Here is an 18375-nt window from a genome sequence, read left to right as displayed (position 1 = left end):
CTGACAACCTCTTTTGAAGAGTATTGGAATAACGATTTAAGCGTGAGTGTTGAAAAGCTTTTCCCTGAAGATACCTTCCCAGAAAATCCTGACTTCTCTCGCTTGCACGCCTATGCATGTAATCCAGAAAACTTTAACCCTGAAATTCGCGCTGAAATCGAGAAAGTGCCTGAGACATTTCGTTATCTGGAAGAGCAAGGTAAGTTCAGGTTCATTGAAGATGTTGAGTACATTTACGATAAGCCCGGTAAGAACGACAAGAGTGAATTCCTGGGTGGAGGCAGTATCACGCAAGATAAGCTGGTCGAACTTGCCGACAGTGCAAAAGAAAGCATTTTGATTCAAACCCCGTATCTGGTGACAACAGCACGCGACAGGGTGTTTTTAAAAGAGCTTGTTGATCGCGGTGTATCGATAAAAATCCTCACCAATAGCCTTGCTTCAAATGACAACCTTGAAGCGTTCAGTGGTTATCAAAGAGACCGCAAAGCACTGCTTGATACCGGCGTTGAGATTTACGAATTTAAACCTGATGCCAAAGTCAGACAAAGGGTGATGACAGAGCATATGGTAAAGCGTTTGCCTACCCAGCCTATCTTTGGACTTCATGCAAAGACCATGACTATCGATAATCATACGACTGTCATTGGCACCTACAACCTTGACCCAAGAAGCGCAAATCTGAATACCGAGAGCATTACCATCATAAGTTCTGCGCCAATCACAGAGAATGTTCGCCGAGCGATGGAAGTAGAGTTAGAACCTGAGAATGCTTGGAGGATTACCGAAGAATTCAACCCGGACGATACGGTGTCGACATCTAAACAATTAAAGGTAAAGCTGCGCAGAATTGTGCCTAAAGACATCCTTTAATGTTGTTTCTACATGGGATCAAATTCAACACCTAAAGCACCTCAGTTCATGAGGTGCTTTTTATTGGGCTAGCCAATAAGATGAACGAAAATTTCAGCTCGCAACTGGCTTCGCTTCTGCTTTTTAAGAACAGCTCATAGCGATAAACTGCCATATCTACTTATCAGTGTTTATGGTAGAGCTGATTTATTTTCTCCATTAGCCAGAAGTTCTCTCCGCGCATCTTTAGGTAAAATGCTGAACTGTTTCTTGAAGGCGGCACTGAAATGACTGACGTTACTGTAGCCAAGGGTAACGGCCGTTTCGGTGACGTTTGATTGCCTTAATAGTTCGAGCGCTTTCTTCATCCGCTCTTGTTGGAAGTATGCATAAATACTTGTATTAAATAAGATTTTAAAGCCACGTTTTAACTTGCATTGGTTCAGGCCAACTAAGCTGGCTATTTCTGCAATCGTAGGGGGCTCGCTTAAATCTCTCAACAAATAACGCTTGGCTGCTTCTAACTGATGCTTTTCCCTATTATTGAAACTGCAATGGCAAACTGGGTCATTACAGGCTTCGAGACTCCAATGAATGTAGCTAAGTACCGCCGCGTGAAGTAGTAACTTTCTTTGGGGGGACTCATTCATTAGTGTGGCAATATTCAGGGCGGCCGAAACTATTTTGGGATTTTTTCCAACAGCTTTAACGAAGAAAGAAGTATCACTCCACCAGCTATCCTGGAGTAGCTGTTCACCCGCAATTTCCTGAAGGAGTTTAGGAGTAATCATAACAGCTAGATTACAAAACTCGGTTGGCCGTGGCATATGAAACTCTTCGCCATCAGAAAAACCTATGGTGACCTCACCTTCCCGCAGATGAATGTTGATGTTACGGACTCGGGCCTTAAACTCTCCCTGTAGTAGGCAATTTAAGTGAACGTATTCGCTGTCCCCAGGGAAAGTGCAAGGTGTTGAAGGTGCGTCTGAGCGCGAAATACATACAGCGAGGCCTGACATTACCTCGACGAAATTAACTGATTCTTCTTCCTCTTGATGATGTTTTTCTGTCACATCCCTCTCTTTCAAGAGATGACTAACCGAACTCATTTGCCTTTTCCTTTGTGTAGTTGACCTAGCTTGTTTCTATTCGCATATTCGCTTTTATTCTCAGTACATATTACATTAAAAAAAATGATAATCATTATCACTTGTGTGAAAAGTTGGCTTCTTAGCCCCTAGACGCCAATAGTCTTCGTGTTACAACGGACTAACGTGAGTATGACTTTATCTGTGAACATTTGATAACCGATTGGAAAAGTGCATCCATGCTGCAGTGTGGCGTTGAAAGAACGGCTCAATGAAAGATAGAGAACTCGAGAACTAGGGTCTACACCTATCAATTTCGCGGTGTCAAAAGAAGCTATCACATTGATATATGGAAATATTGCTTTGTAAAGAGATTCCTTTGCCGAGAAAATAGTGGTGAGAAACAACTCTTCGTTTAAAAAGTGGTAACGGTATTTGAATTCGTCTTCGCAAAGGATGCTATCCCATATCTGGGAACAAGTTTGGGGCTTTATGAGAGGTTCAATATCTACTCCGAGATATTTGCAGTCGGACTGATAAGCAGCCACGGCAACAGCTTTACCTTGGCAGTGTGAAATAGAACCGACAATGCCGGAAGGCCAAACGGGCTCTCTATTAGAGCCTATACCGACTTTGCTGGGTATTTCTATGCCCAGATTTTTCTGGGCATAGAATGCACAATAACGACCAGCAGAAAACTCACATTTTCTTTTTAAAACTGCTTCGTGATGCATTTTTTCAGGTAATTGTATTCCTCTTGACGACAAACGTTGCAAATAGCGGGCGTCATAACAAATGTCTGTCGACACCATCGCTATCTTTGATGTCGGAACCGCTTCACAAGTGAGGCGCTGCAAATTCTTGTCCTTCGGGGTCAGCATGTTTAACAATGTTCTCACTAGATGAAGGGCATATGAGAGCGGAAACGTTACCTTGCTCAAACACATCCCATTCAACTCTGCCACCATTTGAAAGCAGTATGTATTCGAATGCTTCCCGTTCCATCTCACGGACTAAATGAGAAAGTTCGGGGCAACCAAGGAAGCTAAACAGGTTTGCATAAAGGCAATCTTTGATGACAAAAAACGTATTTCCAATTTCGTCCACTTCAGATGATAGGGTAATGATATTGAGGTCCGCATAACTTTTCAGGTATGCAAGCCAATATTGAACTGCTCCGTGATGAGGGGACTCCAAAAGCGTAAACTGTTGCGCATCTGGCCAGAGCCACCGCATCTCCATTTTTCCAGTTTCAAGAAACATTTTACGATACATCTGATAGGCTTTGTCCTGCCCTAATGCGTCTCTGGCGCATGAATAACCAGATGTAAACATACTGATGTCTTTTACCGCTTTTGCCCAAATATCAGGTGGAGGCAATGCGACGCTTGACGAGTATTCGCTCAGCATCTTTTGATGTTGGCGCCACCTAGAAAGTGTTTTAACGATGAAACCAGCAAAAGATAATGGGTTAAACTCTTTTCGAAGAGCTCCCCAAATATCCGACTCCAAGAGAAACATCTTTTGCAGAGGAATCATGCGAGGATGTTGTTTGGGTGCGGTATACCAGTTGCGTGAATAGTGTTTCATTCGCTGGGCGTATTTTTGCGGACACTCCACCCAGCCAAAATAAAGCCCAGCTTCTTTTAACTGCTCTAAGTCCGCTTCTTTAAAGTGGACGCCTTGTACACTGAGTCCTTCTATCAAAGCATACCTATGGGCCTTCGACAGGCTTTCAACACTCAAAACGCCACGGGTGTTAGAAAACTGATTGTTAAGATACAGTTCCGCGCAGCACGCAGCGACAAGTGCTGTTAGATCATAGGAAGAGATCATCCCATGAAGTAAGAGTCCTTTTTCTGGAGAATCATCAGGGTAGCACCAAAGTATGGTATCAGGGTCAGCGTCCCGCTTTTCTTTCATGGATTGCCCGCTTTTGTAAAACATGTCAGCGAGCTGGTTTTTACGCTTTTCGCTTGGTGCGATAGCGGCCAAAAATCTTGCAAAACCTTGGTGCAGATATTGAATGTTGTAACGACTATCGAGACTTTCTATCTTGTCCGAGATATTACTCTGCTCAGAGACGATAGCGGTATTCTCTACAGCCGAGTATGGGATGAGGCTGATTGCTTTGGTGTGGCCAGAAAAGGTAAATAGTTGTTTGCCATCTTTCCATGGTGTTTTCAACTTTTGCCTTTTACCATTTTTTATCCAAGATACATAGGGTTCGAAACTAGAGAGGATGGCATGTGGACTTGCCTTTCCACCACCATATGCGGCTCCCATGTAAGCGCGGATCGAATAATATTTCTGTGAAGAGCGCTCTTCTTCTGCAAGTCTAGCCAGCATCAAGCTTGAAAGCCCTGGCATAAACCCCATTCCTGTCAGGATAAGGCGATTTTGGTCTTTAGCGTTCTGATCCAATGAAAATATACTGTCTGCTGCCGTTATGCTGTCGTTGATGTCAATACAGTCAATTCCGGCATCAAGGCAGAGCAGATGGGCCTTTTCTCTAACCTTTTCCATGGGGCCAATCGCTATAATTGCCAAATCAAATGTTGATAGCGTTTTGATGGCTTCTTTTGGGGAGGCCAAATCGAAAGGGAGTAAAGGGGTATTGTCAGACGACAAATTAGCAGCGTGACGGGATGTTCCAACAACCTCCCAAGAAGTATTCATTGAACGAAGAAAATGCATGATGCGGTAACCCGTTTCCCCTTTACCACCCAGCACAATCACTCTTTTTTTATCTGCTGATGACGTCATGCGATTTTTTCCTTAACGCGCTGATCATAGTTCGCTATGTTGAATCCCCATTCGGCAATATTTTCTTCTTCCAGGTAGGGCATAAATATTGATGGTGCAATCGCCTGATGTAGCATTAGCACCCCTGTTTTTGAGCAGTGGCCTTCTAATACACATCTTGCGGCAATACCTATCATTTTGCCTGTCGCTTGATAGGTGTTTGTTAGCGTTAGTTGTGCTTGAGATTGCAACTGTTTTTTATTGAGTAAACTCACTTGAATACCATAGAAGGGCGAGAGTGACTCCAGGTCTTTTCTGGCACTTTTTTCAAGGAGTTTTGCGGCCAAATTAGTTGTTGAACGGAACTTATACAGCCCCAAGATCTTGGCGAAAATACAGGCTTTCATTGCCCTTGGGCCGATATTCGTTCCAAACGCGCGAAGGTGCGAGATATTGAATTCTTTTGCAAGTTCCAACGCTTCTTCCGAGTAAACAAGCATGGTTCCGATTTCTTCGTCGATGTTTGGGAATGTGACGGCACTTCGGGCCTGACGGAATGGTGCCCTTAAAATTTCATCATTTTGGAGGTATGCAAAACCTCGGTCATGGCCAAAGCCACCAAGACTATGGATGATGTCCCATGCTGAATTAAACGACCATGCATCACGACCAACATACTGAAGTTCAATCTCATCAATATCGGCTACTGAGCGAATCTGCTCTAGGATGTATTTAGGAAAAAGACCGGATAGTCCGGGTAATAGCCCTACGTTGATGACGAGCGGGACGTTTGAAGGAGTGAGAAATTCGTCCTCTCTTAGGCTTTTGAATACCGGGTCATAGCCACCTGCATCAATAAATGCCGTGTTTGATGCTTTACAAGCTTTTGCAACACGATCTCCGACAATGCCAGAAGGGCCGACACAAGAGATAACCAGTGCATAATCCTGACAGTGCGACTTCAGTGACTGCTCATCAAACACATCGATACGCTTTGTCGAGACTCTTTGCGCCAAGTGACTGGTTTGGGTGTTTGATAGAGAGGCCGAGCGGGATGCAACAACAATTTTTTGGGATGTGTTGTCGAGCAGGTATTGCATGACCTGCTGACCGACCTGTCCCATACCTCCCAAAATTAAAACATCGCGTTTTTGCTGATTGAAGTCCATGTCTATTGAGCTCCTTGCGAAAGTATTGTTGTCAGGTATTTAGAATTAACGAGCGCCCGCCACTCAGTGGTGACGGGCTCATTTAAATGAATCAGTAATAAGCGGTGAGGGTCAGGCCAAAGCTTCTTGGGTCAGCCGCTTCTGCTGTTGGGCCAGTGCCAAAATCGTACTCCACGGTGGAGTAATTTTCGTCCAAGGCATTTTTTACCCAGAAATAGGCATCCCACGAAGAGGCTTCAATACCCAATTTGGCATTGATTAACTGGTAAGGATCTTGTTTTAGGGTGTTTAAGCTGTTGAAGTAGTATTTGCCAATGTGCATAGCGTCGACGCGAGTAAACAAATCTAGGCTATGTGTTAACGGCTTCTTGTATTGAACTGCAAGGTTTGCCGTAACATTTGGGGTATTCACCATCTTTTTACCGTCACAATTGCCTGCCGACCCCAGAAGGTCACAATTTTCATATTTTTTGTACTCGGCATTAGTGAAGCTTCCACCCAATTCGATAAACCAATTGTTCGCGGGAATGTATCGAGCTTCTATTTCGATACCTTGACTTCTGCCTCGGCCTGCATTGTCTGTGAGTACCTGATTAGTACTTTGAATAAGCTGCTGGACCTGCTGATCCTTTATATCGATAAGGAAGATGGCTGCAGAGAGATCGAGCTTGTTGTCTAGCTGGGTAGTTTTGAAGCCAATCTCATAGTTAGTGCTCGTTTCTTCGTCATAAACAGGGTCTTCCTGGCTTGGATAAAGATGGTCAAAACCGCCAGCTCGGTACCCACGGCTCACTGATGTATAAAGCAACGAACCGTCAGTAAAGCTGTAAGACGCTCCAGCTTTTGGTAACCAAACATCGAAGTCTTTTGTGCCATTCACTGCCACACTGGTGGTGCTTTGATTATTGGAGTTGATGTTTGCTTTACGCTTTTCTCTATCGAGACGCAATCCGGCTGTCAGAGTAATATTTGGCGTGATGTTGTAGTCAAGTTGACCAAAAGCAGCGTAACCAGAGTTATCTTTTTTAACGTTAGACATGTCAACGTATGGGCCGCCATAGCCAAAGGCCGTGTAGTCGACATTGTTTTTTCCGATCACTCGATATTCACTGGTGTAGGCGTAGAGCCCACCAAGCCACTTGAGCTCAGTACTGGTCGTGGAATTCCAACGAAGCTCCTGAGATAGCTGCTTTTGCTTTTCATCTGATTTTGAGTGAAAGACATAAAGCGGGTTGGAATTCGCGTCCTGATCTGCAGAACTTTTATTCTCCCAATCTCTCCACCCCGTGATAGACGTGAAATCGAAAGCATCAAAGTTCTTTGTCACCGCCAGTGAAATACCGACAGAATCTCGATTATCTATACCTTTAAAATCATTATTGATTTTCTCTGGGTTGTTCTTGATGAACTCGGCCAGACCAAGTGCGTAGGAGTCATCTCTAAGGCGCTGATAGTCAATAACGAAATTAGCTTCTAATGAATCTGATGGAATCCATCGAAGTGATGTTCTGGCGAATAGATCATCTTTTTTTCCGTAATCTGAGCCATCAAAAACATTTTCAATATGTCCGTCACTCTGGATGCCGGCTAAGCTGAGTCCTGCAAAAAGTTCGTCTTCGATAATGGGTGTGTAAACCGTAGCGTTCAGTTTTCTCTCATTCAGGCTGTCGGCAGAAAATGAAACTCTCCCTTCGGTGAAATTGTCAGGTTTATTGGTGACGACATTGATGATACCTGCGAGGGAATTACCACCATACAAGGTACCTTGAGGTCCCCGCAAAACCTCAATTCGTTCGATATCAATGAGGTCGAGATCGAACATCCCGTTGTTCGTATAGTTCACGCCGTCGACGTAAAAACCAACAGTTGGGTCAGTGAATAGCCCTGGACCAATCCCGCGAATGAAGATATTGCTTTCTCGGCTTCCTCCCCAGGTGAAAATATGTAGGTTTGGAATATGCTGACCGAGTTCTTGAATCGAAGTGATTTGTGCGTCCTTGAGGTCTTGGTCAGTTTGAACAGATAAGCTAGAGGGAACATCCATTTTGTTTGCGCTGCGTTTGTCAGCAGTGACGGTAATGACTTCCAGTGCATCTTGCTCAACAGCAATACTACTATGACTTATTGGTAACATAACTAGGCAGGCAATAGGTAAGCTCTTCTTCAAAATTGATGATTTTTGAATAGCCCTTTTTTTTGAAAGCAAGCTCGTGTTTTTCTGGTGTTTGTTATCTAAATGCGGGCTGAAGGGGGTGAGCGGCATGACTTGATACTCCTTGTCAAAGACTAGATGGTTATGGGAATCATTCTCATTATTCATCTAGTCTGCAGTGAGCGGAGGTTTGCTGCTACCCGATAAGGATTGCTGTTACCCGAATCCGAGCGTCTTTACCATCAGCGCGCTTGTGAGAACGTTTGTGTCTATTGACCAGCGCAAAGTGGTATGGCCACAGGATAGATTTTTTCTCCATCCCGATGCATTTGCATTTCCACCTTGACGCCAAATACTCTGTTCATCATCTCTTCATTGATGGTGTTAATTGGCGAGTCGTCAGCGATCACTTTTCCATCTTGCATAGTGACAATACGATCCGAGAACTGACTTGCCTGATTGATATCATGAAGCACCATGATGATAGTGGTCTTGTGTTGGCGGTTTATCTTTTTTAACAGTGAAAGTACTTCGTACTGATGACCTATATCGAGGTAAGTTGTGGGCTCATCCAAGATCAGTATCTTTGCCTGTTGAGCAATACATAGCGCAATCCAACCGCGCTGTCTTTCTCCACCTGAAAGGCTATTAAATGGCCTATCTCTGTAAGCAGTCATGCCTGTTTGCTTCAAAGCCATCTCTACCGCTTCTATGTCCTTTTCTGACACTTTGCCCAGCAACCCTTGGTGTGCGAATCGGCCATGTGAAACGAGTTGAAAAACTGAAATGCCTTCGGGTGCTATAGGGTCTTGCGGTAGAAAAGCGAGTTCTTTAGCCAGTGCTTTTCTGGACCATCTTGATAAGGAGGTTTCATTAAGCCTTACCTCGCCACGAGAAGGCTTGAGTATGCCTGCTAGCGCTTTGAGTAATGTCGATTTTCCGCACCCATTTGCACCCACGATGCAGGTTATTTCGCCATGGTTAATCGCTAAAGATACATCGGGTACGATAGTGTTCGACTGATAGCTAAGAGTAAGGTGATCAGCGAATAGTGTCATGATTGGTGCCTAACTTGCTTTTGTAGGAGAAAAAGTAATACAGGTATGCCCAGTAAGGTCGTAATGGCGCCTGCTGGCAGTTCAATTGGGCTAACAATAGTACGGGCAACTAAGTCGGCTGCTAATGTCAGACTGGCACCAACAAGGGCACAGACCCAAAACTGCCTCTTGATGTCGCCACCAACCAGCAATCTGGAAATATGCGGCACAATTAATCCTAGAAAGCCAATAGGACCGCTGACTGAAATTGCGCTAGCAGCAAAAATGACGGCGACAGCGATACAAACGATCCTCCAAGCCATAACGTTCATGCCTAATGCCTTTGCTTGCTGTTCATTAAAACGAAGCAAGGACATTGGTGACTTCAAAAGAGGGAGTAGTAACAAGCCCAGAAGTGTCCAGGGCAACACCAGCATGATGTGTGAAAAGTCCCTGGCATAGAGGCTTCCTGCCAGCCAAAGCACAGTCGTTTCTGTTCTACCACCTCCCCATACAATCACCAGCCACATGACAATAGCATTAGTCATTGCACCAACCGCGAAGCCGTTTAATGTCAGGGTGACAGGGCGAAGGTTTGATTTGATAGACAGCAATACAACAAAGAGTGTCGATATGGCTCCTCCGATAAATGCTGCGAATGGCAGCCATTCAAGGGATATCTTCACTGGGGTGTTGAAGAGAAACATAGCGTTGACATAATCAACCAAGAGTAAGACGGTAACGATAGCCAAGCTAGAGCCGCTTGAAATACCTATGATGCTGGGATCTGCCAGCGGATTTCTCGTCACGCATTGAAGGATAAGACCAGCAATGGCGAACTGAAGCCCAACCAAGAGTGCAAGTAATGTTCGGGGGAGGCGAAGGTTCCATATCACTTCATAAGCGGTGGTATGCGTTGTATTAGGAAAAAAGGCCTGCAGGACCTCAGTCGGTGAAAGATGAATAGAGCCCGACATAAGAGACAGTACCGCCAAAGCAAGGGCAACGAACCATAGCATAAGGAGAGTTAGTCGGTAATTATCTGACTTTTTATGCCTCCCTCCAGGCAAAGAGTCGGTTCCTTCTGAAGCAACTGTTGTCATGCTTTATTCCGCTTTTTTCTTAATGAGGTAAACAAACAAAGGGCCGCCAACTAAGACACACAAGATGCCGACTGGCACGTTTTGTAGTTTGGCAATGGTGTCAGCCACTCCAACCAATGTCGCTCCTAACATTGCAGAAACGGGCAGACTTTGTCTGTGGTCAAGACACTGAGCCTGACTTTTGTTCTGAAGCATTAATCGTGTGAGATGTGGCGCGATAAGACCCACGAAAGAAATAGGTCCAGCAACAGAGACTGTGGCTGCGGTCAGTACGACGGCAATGAGGCCAAGCAGCAATCTCCACAGATGGGCAGGAAAGCCTAAAGAATGACAAGTCACGTCATCGAGCATAAGTAGGTTAAGTGGCCGAGAGAAAGTGACTCCCATAACCAAACCTGCTATCGAAAAGGGGACAAGTAGACCCGCATGTTGCCAGGTTCGATCCATCAAGCTGCCAGTTAGCCAGAAGTAAATCCCGTTAGCATCAGCCTTAGCGGTAATCAAAACGACGACAATAGCGGCATTAAAAAATAGCGCTACACACATACCTGATAGCGTTAGATGAAGTGGACTTAGCTTCGTTCTCCAAGCGATAAGAAATGTGGTCAGTCCGGCAACAAAGCCACCTAAGGTACCAGTCAATAGCAGTAGCAGAGGGGTTAGTGCCGACCAAGCCATACAAACAACAATCGCAAATGATGCACCCGCACTCACGCCCATCAAGTCCGGGGAACCCAGAGGGTTACGGGTTATGGACTGAACAATAGTCCCCGCCATCCCAAGTGTTGCGCCAACCAATACAGCAATGATGAACCGGGGCAATCTGAGTTCCAATACTAAAAATGATGCCAATGAATCAGAGGGCTGAATCAAAGCCTTGATCACTTGAGTGGCTGAAAAGGATGTTTCTCCGGTCATTAAGGATAACGAACCAGAAACGAGCAACAGCAAGGCGCAGGAAATAAGAATGATCACAAAACGCCATGCCCTTTCATGTGCCTTTAAAGCCACCGGTGGAGCCGAAGATGTAGGGGAAATCATTCAGTCGCTTATCCTTCAGATATAACCAACGGTTTTGCTCTTGCTTCTGCTGGGATATCAATGGGTTCGCGGAACGTTTCTGGGTAAAAAAGATGAGCAAGCTCTCTGAGGACCATATCTCGAGCTATTGGGCCATGAGTCATTACATATTGGTCACTAACGCGGTACGCTCTGGAGGTTTTCACTGCTTTAAGTCTCTTCCAAACGGGGTGAAAACTGACGGGCTTATCGTCACCTGTGAATGAGATGATCACATCTGGGTTGAGAGTAAGTAGCTGCTCCATTGAGAGAACGGTAGCGTCAGGTTTTTTAAGCTCAGGCGTCGGAGAGGGCCCCATCGAATACTCGGCCTTGAGGGATGTCATAATATGAGTGGCGATATGGTGGTCGTAAAACACATAAATGGTATCTGCCCAATGCCAGAGAAAAACAACACTGACCCCACCTGGAGCTTGGGCGCGATATTCATTGAGCTTTCTATCGAACTCAGCATTAATATCAATACCTTGCTTGTGTTTTCCTACCGCATCGGCCAAGGCACTAATCGATCGATTTGAGTCTTCCAATGTCACCAGATCAAAGGTTAGCAAAGGGGCTATTTTCTCAAACTGCCCTGAAAAGGGTTCCGCGTACTGTTGTAAGCCCACAATAAGGTCGGGCTTCAGTTGGGTTAACCTCTCCATATCCGGCTCATGGACTTCTCCGAGATCAACGGCGGTGTGAACCTGCTCGCCAAGGAAAACAGATTTACGATGTTGAAGTGTCGAAATCCCCGTTGCATTCTGGCCCAGTGCTTTAAGCGTGTCTGCACCAAAGGCTGAAACAGACGCGACGGAAGAAGGTGACGTTGATACTGTTACAGGCTTTCCCCGATCATCAGTCACCGTAACTGGGAAAGCATCATTTGCACTTATGCTAGGACTTAATATCAGCGTTGCTAAAACTAACATTGAAGTGACAGATTTGGCGTCAAATGGCGCTTCAATAATTGGTTTCAACAGGATCTTCTTGACTAACTGACTGTTCATTTTTGGCTTCCATTCACGTTCAGGTTTCATATCAAACAGATTTAAAATGGTGCTAACTTGGGCGAAGTTGTCCTTTCAATAGTGGTTGGTGACCCACTGAAATTTGGTATCTGATGTGATTTGGTTAGATAGGAAAACGATGTTAGATGTTAGGTATTGCTCTTACTACCCGAATCGGGATTGGATGCCCCGCAAAAGTGCGGGGCGTTTTCACTGAATGGGTCAAGGCAGCTGGAAGGAAAGGGAGGGACTTAACGTCGAACTATCTTTATAACTTTCCATGAAGACACGAATAACCGCTTCATAGTGATCAGCAAGATAAAAATGCCCCCCTGGAAAAGACTGCAAGGAGAAATTGGCAGAGGTTTGGTTCTTCCAGAGCAATGCATCATCTCTACTTAGCTCAGAGTCGTTATCCCCAATGAGTTTTTTGATAGGGATCGGCAAGGGAGGGCGTGGCTCGTTTCTCTTGCCGTAGGTCTCGATCAATTGATAGTCAGCTCTTAAAGCTGGGAGCACCATTTCCAATAGCTCCTCATGTTCTTTTAAGAATGAAAGTGAGGGGCTTAACCTGACGATCTCTTCTACGAGTTCGTTATCTGAACTGATATGAAATTGGGTCGGGTTTGCGTAGCCGGGGGCGTCTGTTGCTGAAGCAACAAGAGCAACAGGAAGACTTAGACCTGCCTTTTGCAGCTCAAGGATCAGTTCATACCCAATCGAAGCGCCCATGCTATGGCCAAATATCACAAAGGGAATTTGCAATAAGTGTGGGTTTCCGGTCAGTTGGTCGAAAAGCGCCCGTACCATATCTTCCATGTTGTTTATACATGGGTGATTCAGCCTTTCTTCCCTGCCGGGGTATTGAACAACAACGAACTCGGTATCTTCGGGAACAGCCTCGGGCCATTGTTTAAAATAGCTGGCAGCACCTCCGGCATGGGGGAAGCAAAAGATACGCCTCCTGATGTTTGGGTGTGTTTTCAATACCCTGAACCATGAGGATGGCTTATTGCTTTTTACACTTTGCATTCTTTGAGGTTGAGCTGTGTATTCCAAAATTACGCCTCCTCTTCTGATGCGGAGTGCACGGTATTATAAGGCTGTGCGAATACGCGCTTGATCGTCTCTTGGTAATGAGCAACGAGCGGTTTAAAGTATTCCTGACTGATGATGTGAGGTGCCTTATCTACGAGGGCTAATGCGGATTCAGTATTATCGATACGATATTGGTGGTGTCCGCCTTGCTCCATACCATGTTTGAAATAGCGATTGATGAAACCACGGCCGAAACTATCCGCAAGTTGCTTATCCCATGTTGCAAAATCAACCGACTTGAAATTACATCCAAGTTCATTAAGCCAGCGATATATTTGCTCACCTGTATGGCTTTGACGTGAAACGACATGGAAGTTCTTTCCATTTTCCTCAACATCCATCTTGCTTATTTCTGCAATCGAGTCAGCGACAATGTTAACGGGTGTCGTACTAATCAAAATGCGTGACTCTGGATAAGCGCCGACGCTTAAACATGTGCGGAAGAATTTGACGAACGCATCATCATTGATGAAAGGTTTTTCTAATGTGTTATCCCAGGTAATAGCACCGGATCGGTAAATGTTAACAGGAACACCTTTTTCCCTGGCACGGTAGAAGATTTGCTCCGCCATGTACTTAGTGTGTTCGTAAGTAAGTTCTGGCTTATGCCAAGGGCCATCAGGGGCCACTGACTCTAGCACTGGCGGTTCATTTTCTTCATACGGAAGTCGATAATGGACGCCAATTGTAGACATATAGTGGATAGGCTTTATCTTCCCGGTAGTTGCTAATTCAATAGCATTGGCAGACCCTTTAACGTTGATTGGGTAAAGGTCAGACAGTGGTGCGATAAGGCTGATTAGCGCGGCAATATGCACGACCTTGTCTATGGTTTGTGCCAGGAAGTCGTAGTCAGAATCACTGATGCCATAGTGATCTAAGGTGAGATCTCCTGGAATGATTTTAATTCTTTGGGTATCGAGCTCCCAGTCTAATCCTTGGTCAGCAATAACTTTTCGGATGCGCTCATAACCGGTTGCTTCGTCTTGGCAGCGTACAAGGCAATAGAGTGTATCCTCGGTCTTGTCGAGTAGTGCTTTGAGTATGTAGACACCCAAATAACCTGTGGCACCCGTCATAAATAGGTTTTGCGGCTTTCCTGTTGGAGTGCTTAAAGACAACGCCTGCGGTAGATTTCTGAAGGCCTCTGCACACAACTGGTCTAGATCGATAGATTGACGGAAGGCTTCTTCTGCATCTTCTGATGCTTCTAATACGCCTACCATTTTGTCAAAAACAGCGTTGTTAAAAATCATATCAATGTTAACGATAAAGCCTGCCTCGGAAAGTCGATTTAGCAACTCTACAGCGGAGAGACTAGAACCTCCTTTAAGGAAAAAGTCATCAGTTCTTTGTACTTGCTCTACCTTGAGCAGTGCTTTCCAAATGTCGGCGAGTTTGAGCTCCAAAGGTGTTTCTAATGGCAATTCCTCGATGTTGGAATTCGTTGGCAACGCAGAGAAGTGCTCTTTGAGTGTATTTCTATCTACCTTTCCATTACTACTAAGTGGGATGGAATCCAATACCAAGACCTGTGATGGGATCATGTAGCCCGGCAGTAAAGAAGAAAGTTCTTCTTGAACGCGTTGAAGCAGGTTGGAACTTTCTCCATTCGTTTCTTCTGATTCAGAGTCATCTAGCACAATGGCGCAGACCAACTCCAATGGTTCTGGTTTTACTAGAGCGACGCCTTGTTTGATATAACTAAGTTCACTGAGTGCTGCTTCAACCTCACCTAGTTCGATACGATGACCTCGTATTTTGATTTGATTGTCCTTACGCCCCAGGATCTCGATGACCCCATCTGGTCGATAGCGACATATATCGCCCGTTCGATACATTCGTTCGCCAGTCTCCGGATGAATAATGAAGCGCTCTTCAGTTCTTGTAGGGTCGTTAATGAATCCTTTTGCAACGCCTGGACCACCAACTAACATTTCTCCCGGTACCCAGTCAGGGCAGTCCTCAAAGCGAGTGTTCTGGACATAAAGTCTGTGATTACTGAGAGGAAGACCATAGGGAATGCTGGTTGCTCCGTCAGGAACATCCATAATACGGTTTGAAATACAGGTGACGGAAATTTCAGTAGGCCCGCCCAAACTGTTCAGGTTCAGGTTTGGTAGCGCAGCGAGAATTTTCGGCGGCAACGTGACAGGAATCCAATCACCAGAGATAAATGCCAGCCTCAGGGTCGATAGACTGACTGAGCTATTGTTTTCGTGCCATGCCATGAGCATCTGCATATGTGCCGGCACAGAGTTCCAGATCGTCACTTTCTGGTTCTGCACTGTTCTTGCCCAAACTTCAGGATTATTGCGCCAGCCATTACCCGGAATGACGAGGGTAGCACCTGCACTGAACGTGCAGAATATATCCAATACAGAGAGGTCAAAACTGAAATTAACCAAGGCCAGTGTTCTATCGCTAGCGGTGATACCGAACTCTCTGTTAAAACCGGCAATCGTATTGCTCACCCCTTCGTGTGTCAGCATTACGCCTTTGGGACGACCAGTCGTGCCTGATGTGTACAGTATGTAGGCGAGTTGTTCGTGAGTATTGGCCTGTTGGCCTTGTTTAATGATCTCTGAAAGACGGTCTTCCAATCGTTCACTCTGACTCTCAAGCAATGGCGATTCGGAAACAAAGAGGGTATTAACATCACTTGGCCATTCTACCTCCGATGTATCTGAAGAGGTGAGTACGAGGCGTATACGGGCATCTTCGAGAATGGTATTGCGCCTTTTCTCTGGCTGAATTACGTCTATCGGAACATAAGCGCCACCCGCCAGCAGTACACCAAGCACCGCAGCAATTTGTTTGGGTCCTTTGTCCATAAATATGGCGACGGGTTCTCCGGAAAGCAGACCTCTGTCGATTAATGTATCTGCAATGGACAAAGACCACTCTGCAAGCTCACGGTAGGTATAGTTCGCGGGCGTTTGTGTATCATGCACAAGTGCGATTTCATTAGGAGCTGCGATAACATGCTGACAGAATGACTCATGCAAATAGCCTGAAGGCAAAGAAGCGTCTTTTTCAGTATTAAGTTGGTCGCGCAGCTTTTTACTCTCAGGGTGCAGACTGACGGGCTTGTGGCTGCCCCAGTGAGACTCTGACGTTGCTAATGTCGCGAGCAGTGTTTTGAATGCATCAAAGGCTTGTTCGATGGCTCCCGGAAGGAATACGCCGCTTCGTATGTCCCAATCAACAAACAATAAGCCACGTCGCTCTGTCACTTGGCAGTCCAGCCAGACTTGTGGCGTCTGTGTAATACCGAAGTTCAATTTAGCGTTATGCATAAAGTCGTTTTGTGGGAGTGATTCACTCCCGACACCAACTGTGCTCGTGTAAACCACTGGGATCAGTGTATTACTTTTTCTTTCTTTGGTGATGTCCCTAAGGACCTCTACACCTGTGTATGCATCATGCTCCAAGTCTTGCCAAAGCTGATGCTGGAGCGCCGCGGATCTGTCCTTAAAGTTTTCACCTCTTAATCCATTAACCTCCAATACATTGACTGCAATAAAGTCGCCGACAATTCGGTTTATATCGGGGTGGGGGGCTTTTCGGTTCAGTAGTGTCAGGTTGATACAAAAGTCATCATTTCTCGACCAGCGCTGAAGCACTTCAGCGAACGCATTCATCACTGCGCTGGAAGGGGTAATTTGATGAGTTTTAGCAATTTGACTAAACATCTTCCACTGAACTTCAGGCAATTCGAAAGACAGCCTTTTGAAACTGGGTGCTGCACCCGTTGCCAAATGATCTGGTTGCAAGTTTGGATTAACGGGTAATTCCGGGGCGCCGGGGAGGGAGCGAATGCGTTTCTGCCAATAGTTTTTGTCTAGCTGGTATTTTGAATCATCTTCTTGATGAAGCTTACTGTGTTGTTGATAGAGAACGACATCACGGAATGAGGCTTGGAGTGGTTCATGTTCCTTTTCAGGATGCAGATACATATCCCCAAGTTCAGCCAAAAGCAGCTGAATGCTGGCAAAGTCCGCGATCAGTAGATCAGTAGAGTGATGAAGAATTGCGCTGCTGTCATGTTGGGTCAGGCGCAACTCATAAAGTGGCCAGCACGTCGAATCATAACGACGATAAGCCATTTCTTCCCGTGACTTGGTGACCGAATCTCTGAACACTTTTTCAGGCTGACCTTTGGTGTCATCACATGATATAGAAGGCAGTGTATAGTTCTTCAACACCTGCTGTTGGCCGTTGGTGTCAATGACAGCTCTTAGCATGTCATGTCGCATGATGAGCTTGTGCCAAGCTTTCTCGAGCCTGGCGTGATCCAGCCTCGGCATTTCCAGCTCGATGTAAGAGTGGCACCCAACACCTCCCAATTCGTAGTTGTCTCTTCGACCTACTATGTAAGCCAACTGCAAGTCGGTGAGTGGGAAAGGTTCAAACCTATCTTCTGGATGGGTTGTTAACACAGTCTCCTCAGAGGCTTGGTTAAGTAAATCAATAACATCATGTTTTTTAGCCGAAAGCAGAGACTTGAGTTCTGAGGTAAGGACGCCTTTTGGCGCCTTAAATCTTAAATTGTTGTCTTCTACCCAAAGCTGGACGCCGCGGTTCTGCAAACTTTCAACGAGCTCAAAAGCGGTCATATCAGTCATTGGTTTGTTCATAGCGAACCCTCCTCAAAAATTTCAGTATCTTCCTTGTCTCCCTCGGAGAGAGCCTGCCACTGTGCTTTTATCGGCATTGCAAATTCCGCAACGCTTGGTGCTGTAAAGAGCATTGATAACGTTACTCCCGCCGGGCTTATCCGTTGTTGCTGCATCGCCTGAACGATCCTGGTTGCGGCTAAACTATCGCCGCCAATCATGAAGAAGTTATCGTTTCGTGATATCCGATCGATACCCAACTCTGAGGCCCAGATTTCTGCAATTTGTTCTTCTATCGAATCACGTGGCGCTTCATAACTGTTTTCTGTTTGGCTGTTTAGCAGACTGGAGAGCGTTTTCCGGTCAACTTTACCGTTGGCACTGAGTGGAATTTCATCGACCAGCGCGAGGGTAGAAGGAACCATATAGTCGGGCAGCAGGGC

Annotated in this window: 13 protein-coding genes; 1 reads left to right on the top strand and 12 read right to left on the bottom strand. The window is 45.6% G+C overall.

The features are described from left to right. A partial coding sequence (locus D515_RS22110) for a phospholipase D-like domain-containing protein (RefSeq protein WP_039850509.1) occupies positions 1-873 on the top strand: 873 nt, incomplete at its 5' end. Positions 874-1043: 170 nt separating this feature from the next. Here the strand turns inward: D515_RS22110 and D515_RS22105 are convergent. The 12 genes from D515_RS22105 to D515_RS22050 form a co-directional block, all read right to left on the bottom strand. Continuing rightward, complete coding sequence (locus D515_RS22105) at positions 1044-1961, bottom strand: helix-turn-helix transcriptional regulator (RefSeq protein WP_002541819.1); 918 nt, start codon at positions 1959-1961, stop codon at positions 1044-1046. A gap of 128 nt (positions 1962-2089) precedes the next feature. Then, complete coding sequence (locus D515_RS22100; protein WP_051997544.1) at positions 2090-2821, bottom strand: 4'-phosphopantetheinyl transferase family protein; 732 nt, start codon at positions 2819-2821, stop codon at positions 2090-2092. Beyond that, complete coding sequence (locus tag D515_RS22095; protein ID WP_002541816.1) at positions 2778-4706, bottom strand: saccharopine dehydrogenase family protein; 1929 nt, start codon at positions 4704-4706, stop codon at positions 2778-2780. Before D515_RS22095 ends, D515_RS22100 begins: the two co-directional genes overlap by 44 nt. Further along, the gene (locus D515_RS22090) at positions 4703-5854 is read right to left on the bottom strand and encodes a saccharopine dehydrogenase NADP-binding domain-containing protein (protein ID WP_002541815.1); all 1152 of its coding nucleotides are present in this window, start codon (positions 5852-5854) and stop codon (positions 4703-4705) included. The genes D515_RS22095 and D515_RS22090 overlap by 4 nt, the downstream gene beginning before the upstream one ends. 91 nt (positions 5855-5945) lie before the next feature. Continuing rightward, on the bottom strand, positions 5946-8117 hold the full coding sequence (locus tag D515_RS22085) for a TonB-dependent receptor (protein ID WP_002541813.1): 2172 nt from the start codon (positions 8115-8117) through the stop codon (positions 5946-5948). 158 nt (positions 8118-8275) lie between these two features. Beyond that, positions 8276-9064 carry an ABC transporter ATP-binding protein gene (locus D515_RS22080; protein WP_002541812.1) on the bottom strand — a complete coding sequence of 263 codons (789 nt, stop codon included), beginning with the start codon at positions 9062-9064 and terminating at the stop codon, positions 8276-8278. Continuing rightward, positions 9061-10146: a FecCD family ABC transporter permease gene (locus tag D515_RS22075; protein WP_002541811.1), complete on the bottom strand. Its 1086-nt coding sequence runs from the start codon at positions 10144-10146 to the stop codon at positions 9061-9063. The genes D515_RS22080 and D515_RS22075 overlap by 4 nt, the downstream gene beginning before the upstream one ends. A 3-nt stretch (positions 10147-10149) precedes the next feature. Beyond that, entirely contained in the window at positions 10150-11187 is a 1038-nt protein-coding gene (locus D515_RS22070) for a FecCD family ABC transporter permease (RefSeq protein WP_002541809.1), read from the bottom strand. A gap of 8 nt (positions 11188-11195) precedes the next feature. Then, positions 11196-12215: an ABC transporter substrate-binding protein gene (locus D515_RS22065; protein WP_002541808.1), complete on the bottom strand. Its 1020-nt coding sequence runs from the start codon at positions 12213-12215 to the stop codon at positions 11196-11198. A gap of 222 nt (positions 12216-12437) precedes the next feature. After that, a complete protein-coding gene (locus D515_RS22060) occupies positions 12438-13274 on the bottom strand; it encodes a thioesterase II family protein (protein WP_002541806.1) in 837 nt (278 codons plus the stop codon). A 2-nt stretch (positions 13275-13276) separates the two neighbouring features. After that, on the bottom strand, positions 13277-17953 hold the full coding sequence (locus D515_RS22055; protein WP_002541804.1) for a non-ribosomal peptide synthetase: 4677 nt from the start codon (positions 17951-17953) through the stop codon (positions 13277-13279). After that, a partial coding sequence (locus D515_RS22050; RefSeq protein WP_039850508.1) for a phosphopantetheine-binding protein occupies positions 17950-18375 on the bottom strand: 426 nt, incomplete at its 5' end. The genes D515_RS22050 and D515_RS22055, both read right to left, overlap by 4 nt.

Origin of the sequence: Grimontia indica (assembly GCF_000333895.2) — a bacterium.
Classification (GTDB): domain Bacteria; phylum Pseudomonadota; class Gammaproteobacteria; order Enterobacterales; family Vibrionaceae; genus Enterovibrio; species Enterovibrio indicus.
This window is presented reverse-complemented; position numbering and strand designations above follow the sequence as displayed.

Coding starts and splice junctions, on each gene's coding strand:
- D515_RS22055 (WP_002541804.1), bottom strand. CDS start 17,953: ATGAACAAACCAATGACTGATATGACCGCTTTTGAGCTCGTTGAAAGT.
- D515_RS22105 (WP_002541819.1), bottom strand. CDS start 1,961: ATGAGTTCGGTTAGTCATCTCTTGAAAGAGAGGGATGTGACAGAAAAA.
- D515_RS22065 (WP_002541808.1), bottom strand. CDS start 12,215: ATGAACAGTCAGTTAGTCAAGAAGATCCTGTTGAAACCAATTATTGAA.
- D515_RS22100 (WP_051997544.1), bottom strand. CDS start 2,821: ATGCTGACCCCGAAGGACAAGAATTTGCAGCGCCTCACTTGTGAAGCG.
- D515_RS22080 (WP_002541812.1), bottom strand. CDS start 9,064: ATGACACTATTCGCTGATCACCTTACTCTTAGCTATCAGTCGAACACT.
- D515_RS22095 (WP_002541816.1), bottom strand. CDS start 4,706: ATGACGTCATCAGCAGATAAAAAAAGAGTGATTGTGCTGGGTGGTAAA.
- D515_RS22090 (WP_002541815.1), bottom strand. CDS start 5,854: ATGGACTTCAATCAGCAAAAACGCGATGTTTTAATTTTGGGAGGTATG.
- D515_RS22075 (WP_002541811.1), bottom strand. CDS start 10,146: ATGACAACAGTTGCTTCAGAAGGAACCGACTCTTTGCCTGGAGGGAGG.
- D515_RS22070 (WP_002541809.1), bottom strand. CDS start 11,187: ATGATTTCCCCTACATCTTCGGCTCCACCGGTGGCTTTAAAGGCACAT.
- D515_RS22085 (WP_002541813.1), bottom strand. CDS start 8,117: ATGCCGCTCACCCCCTTCAGCCCGCATTTAGATAACAAACACCAGAAA.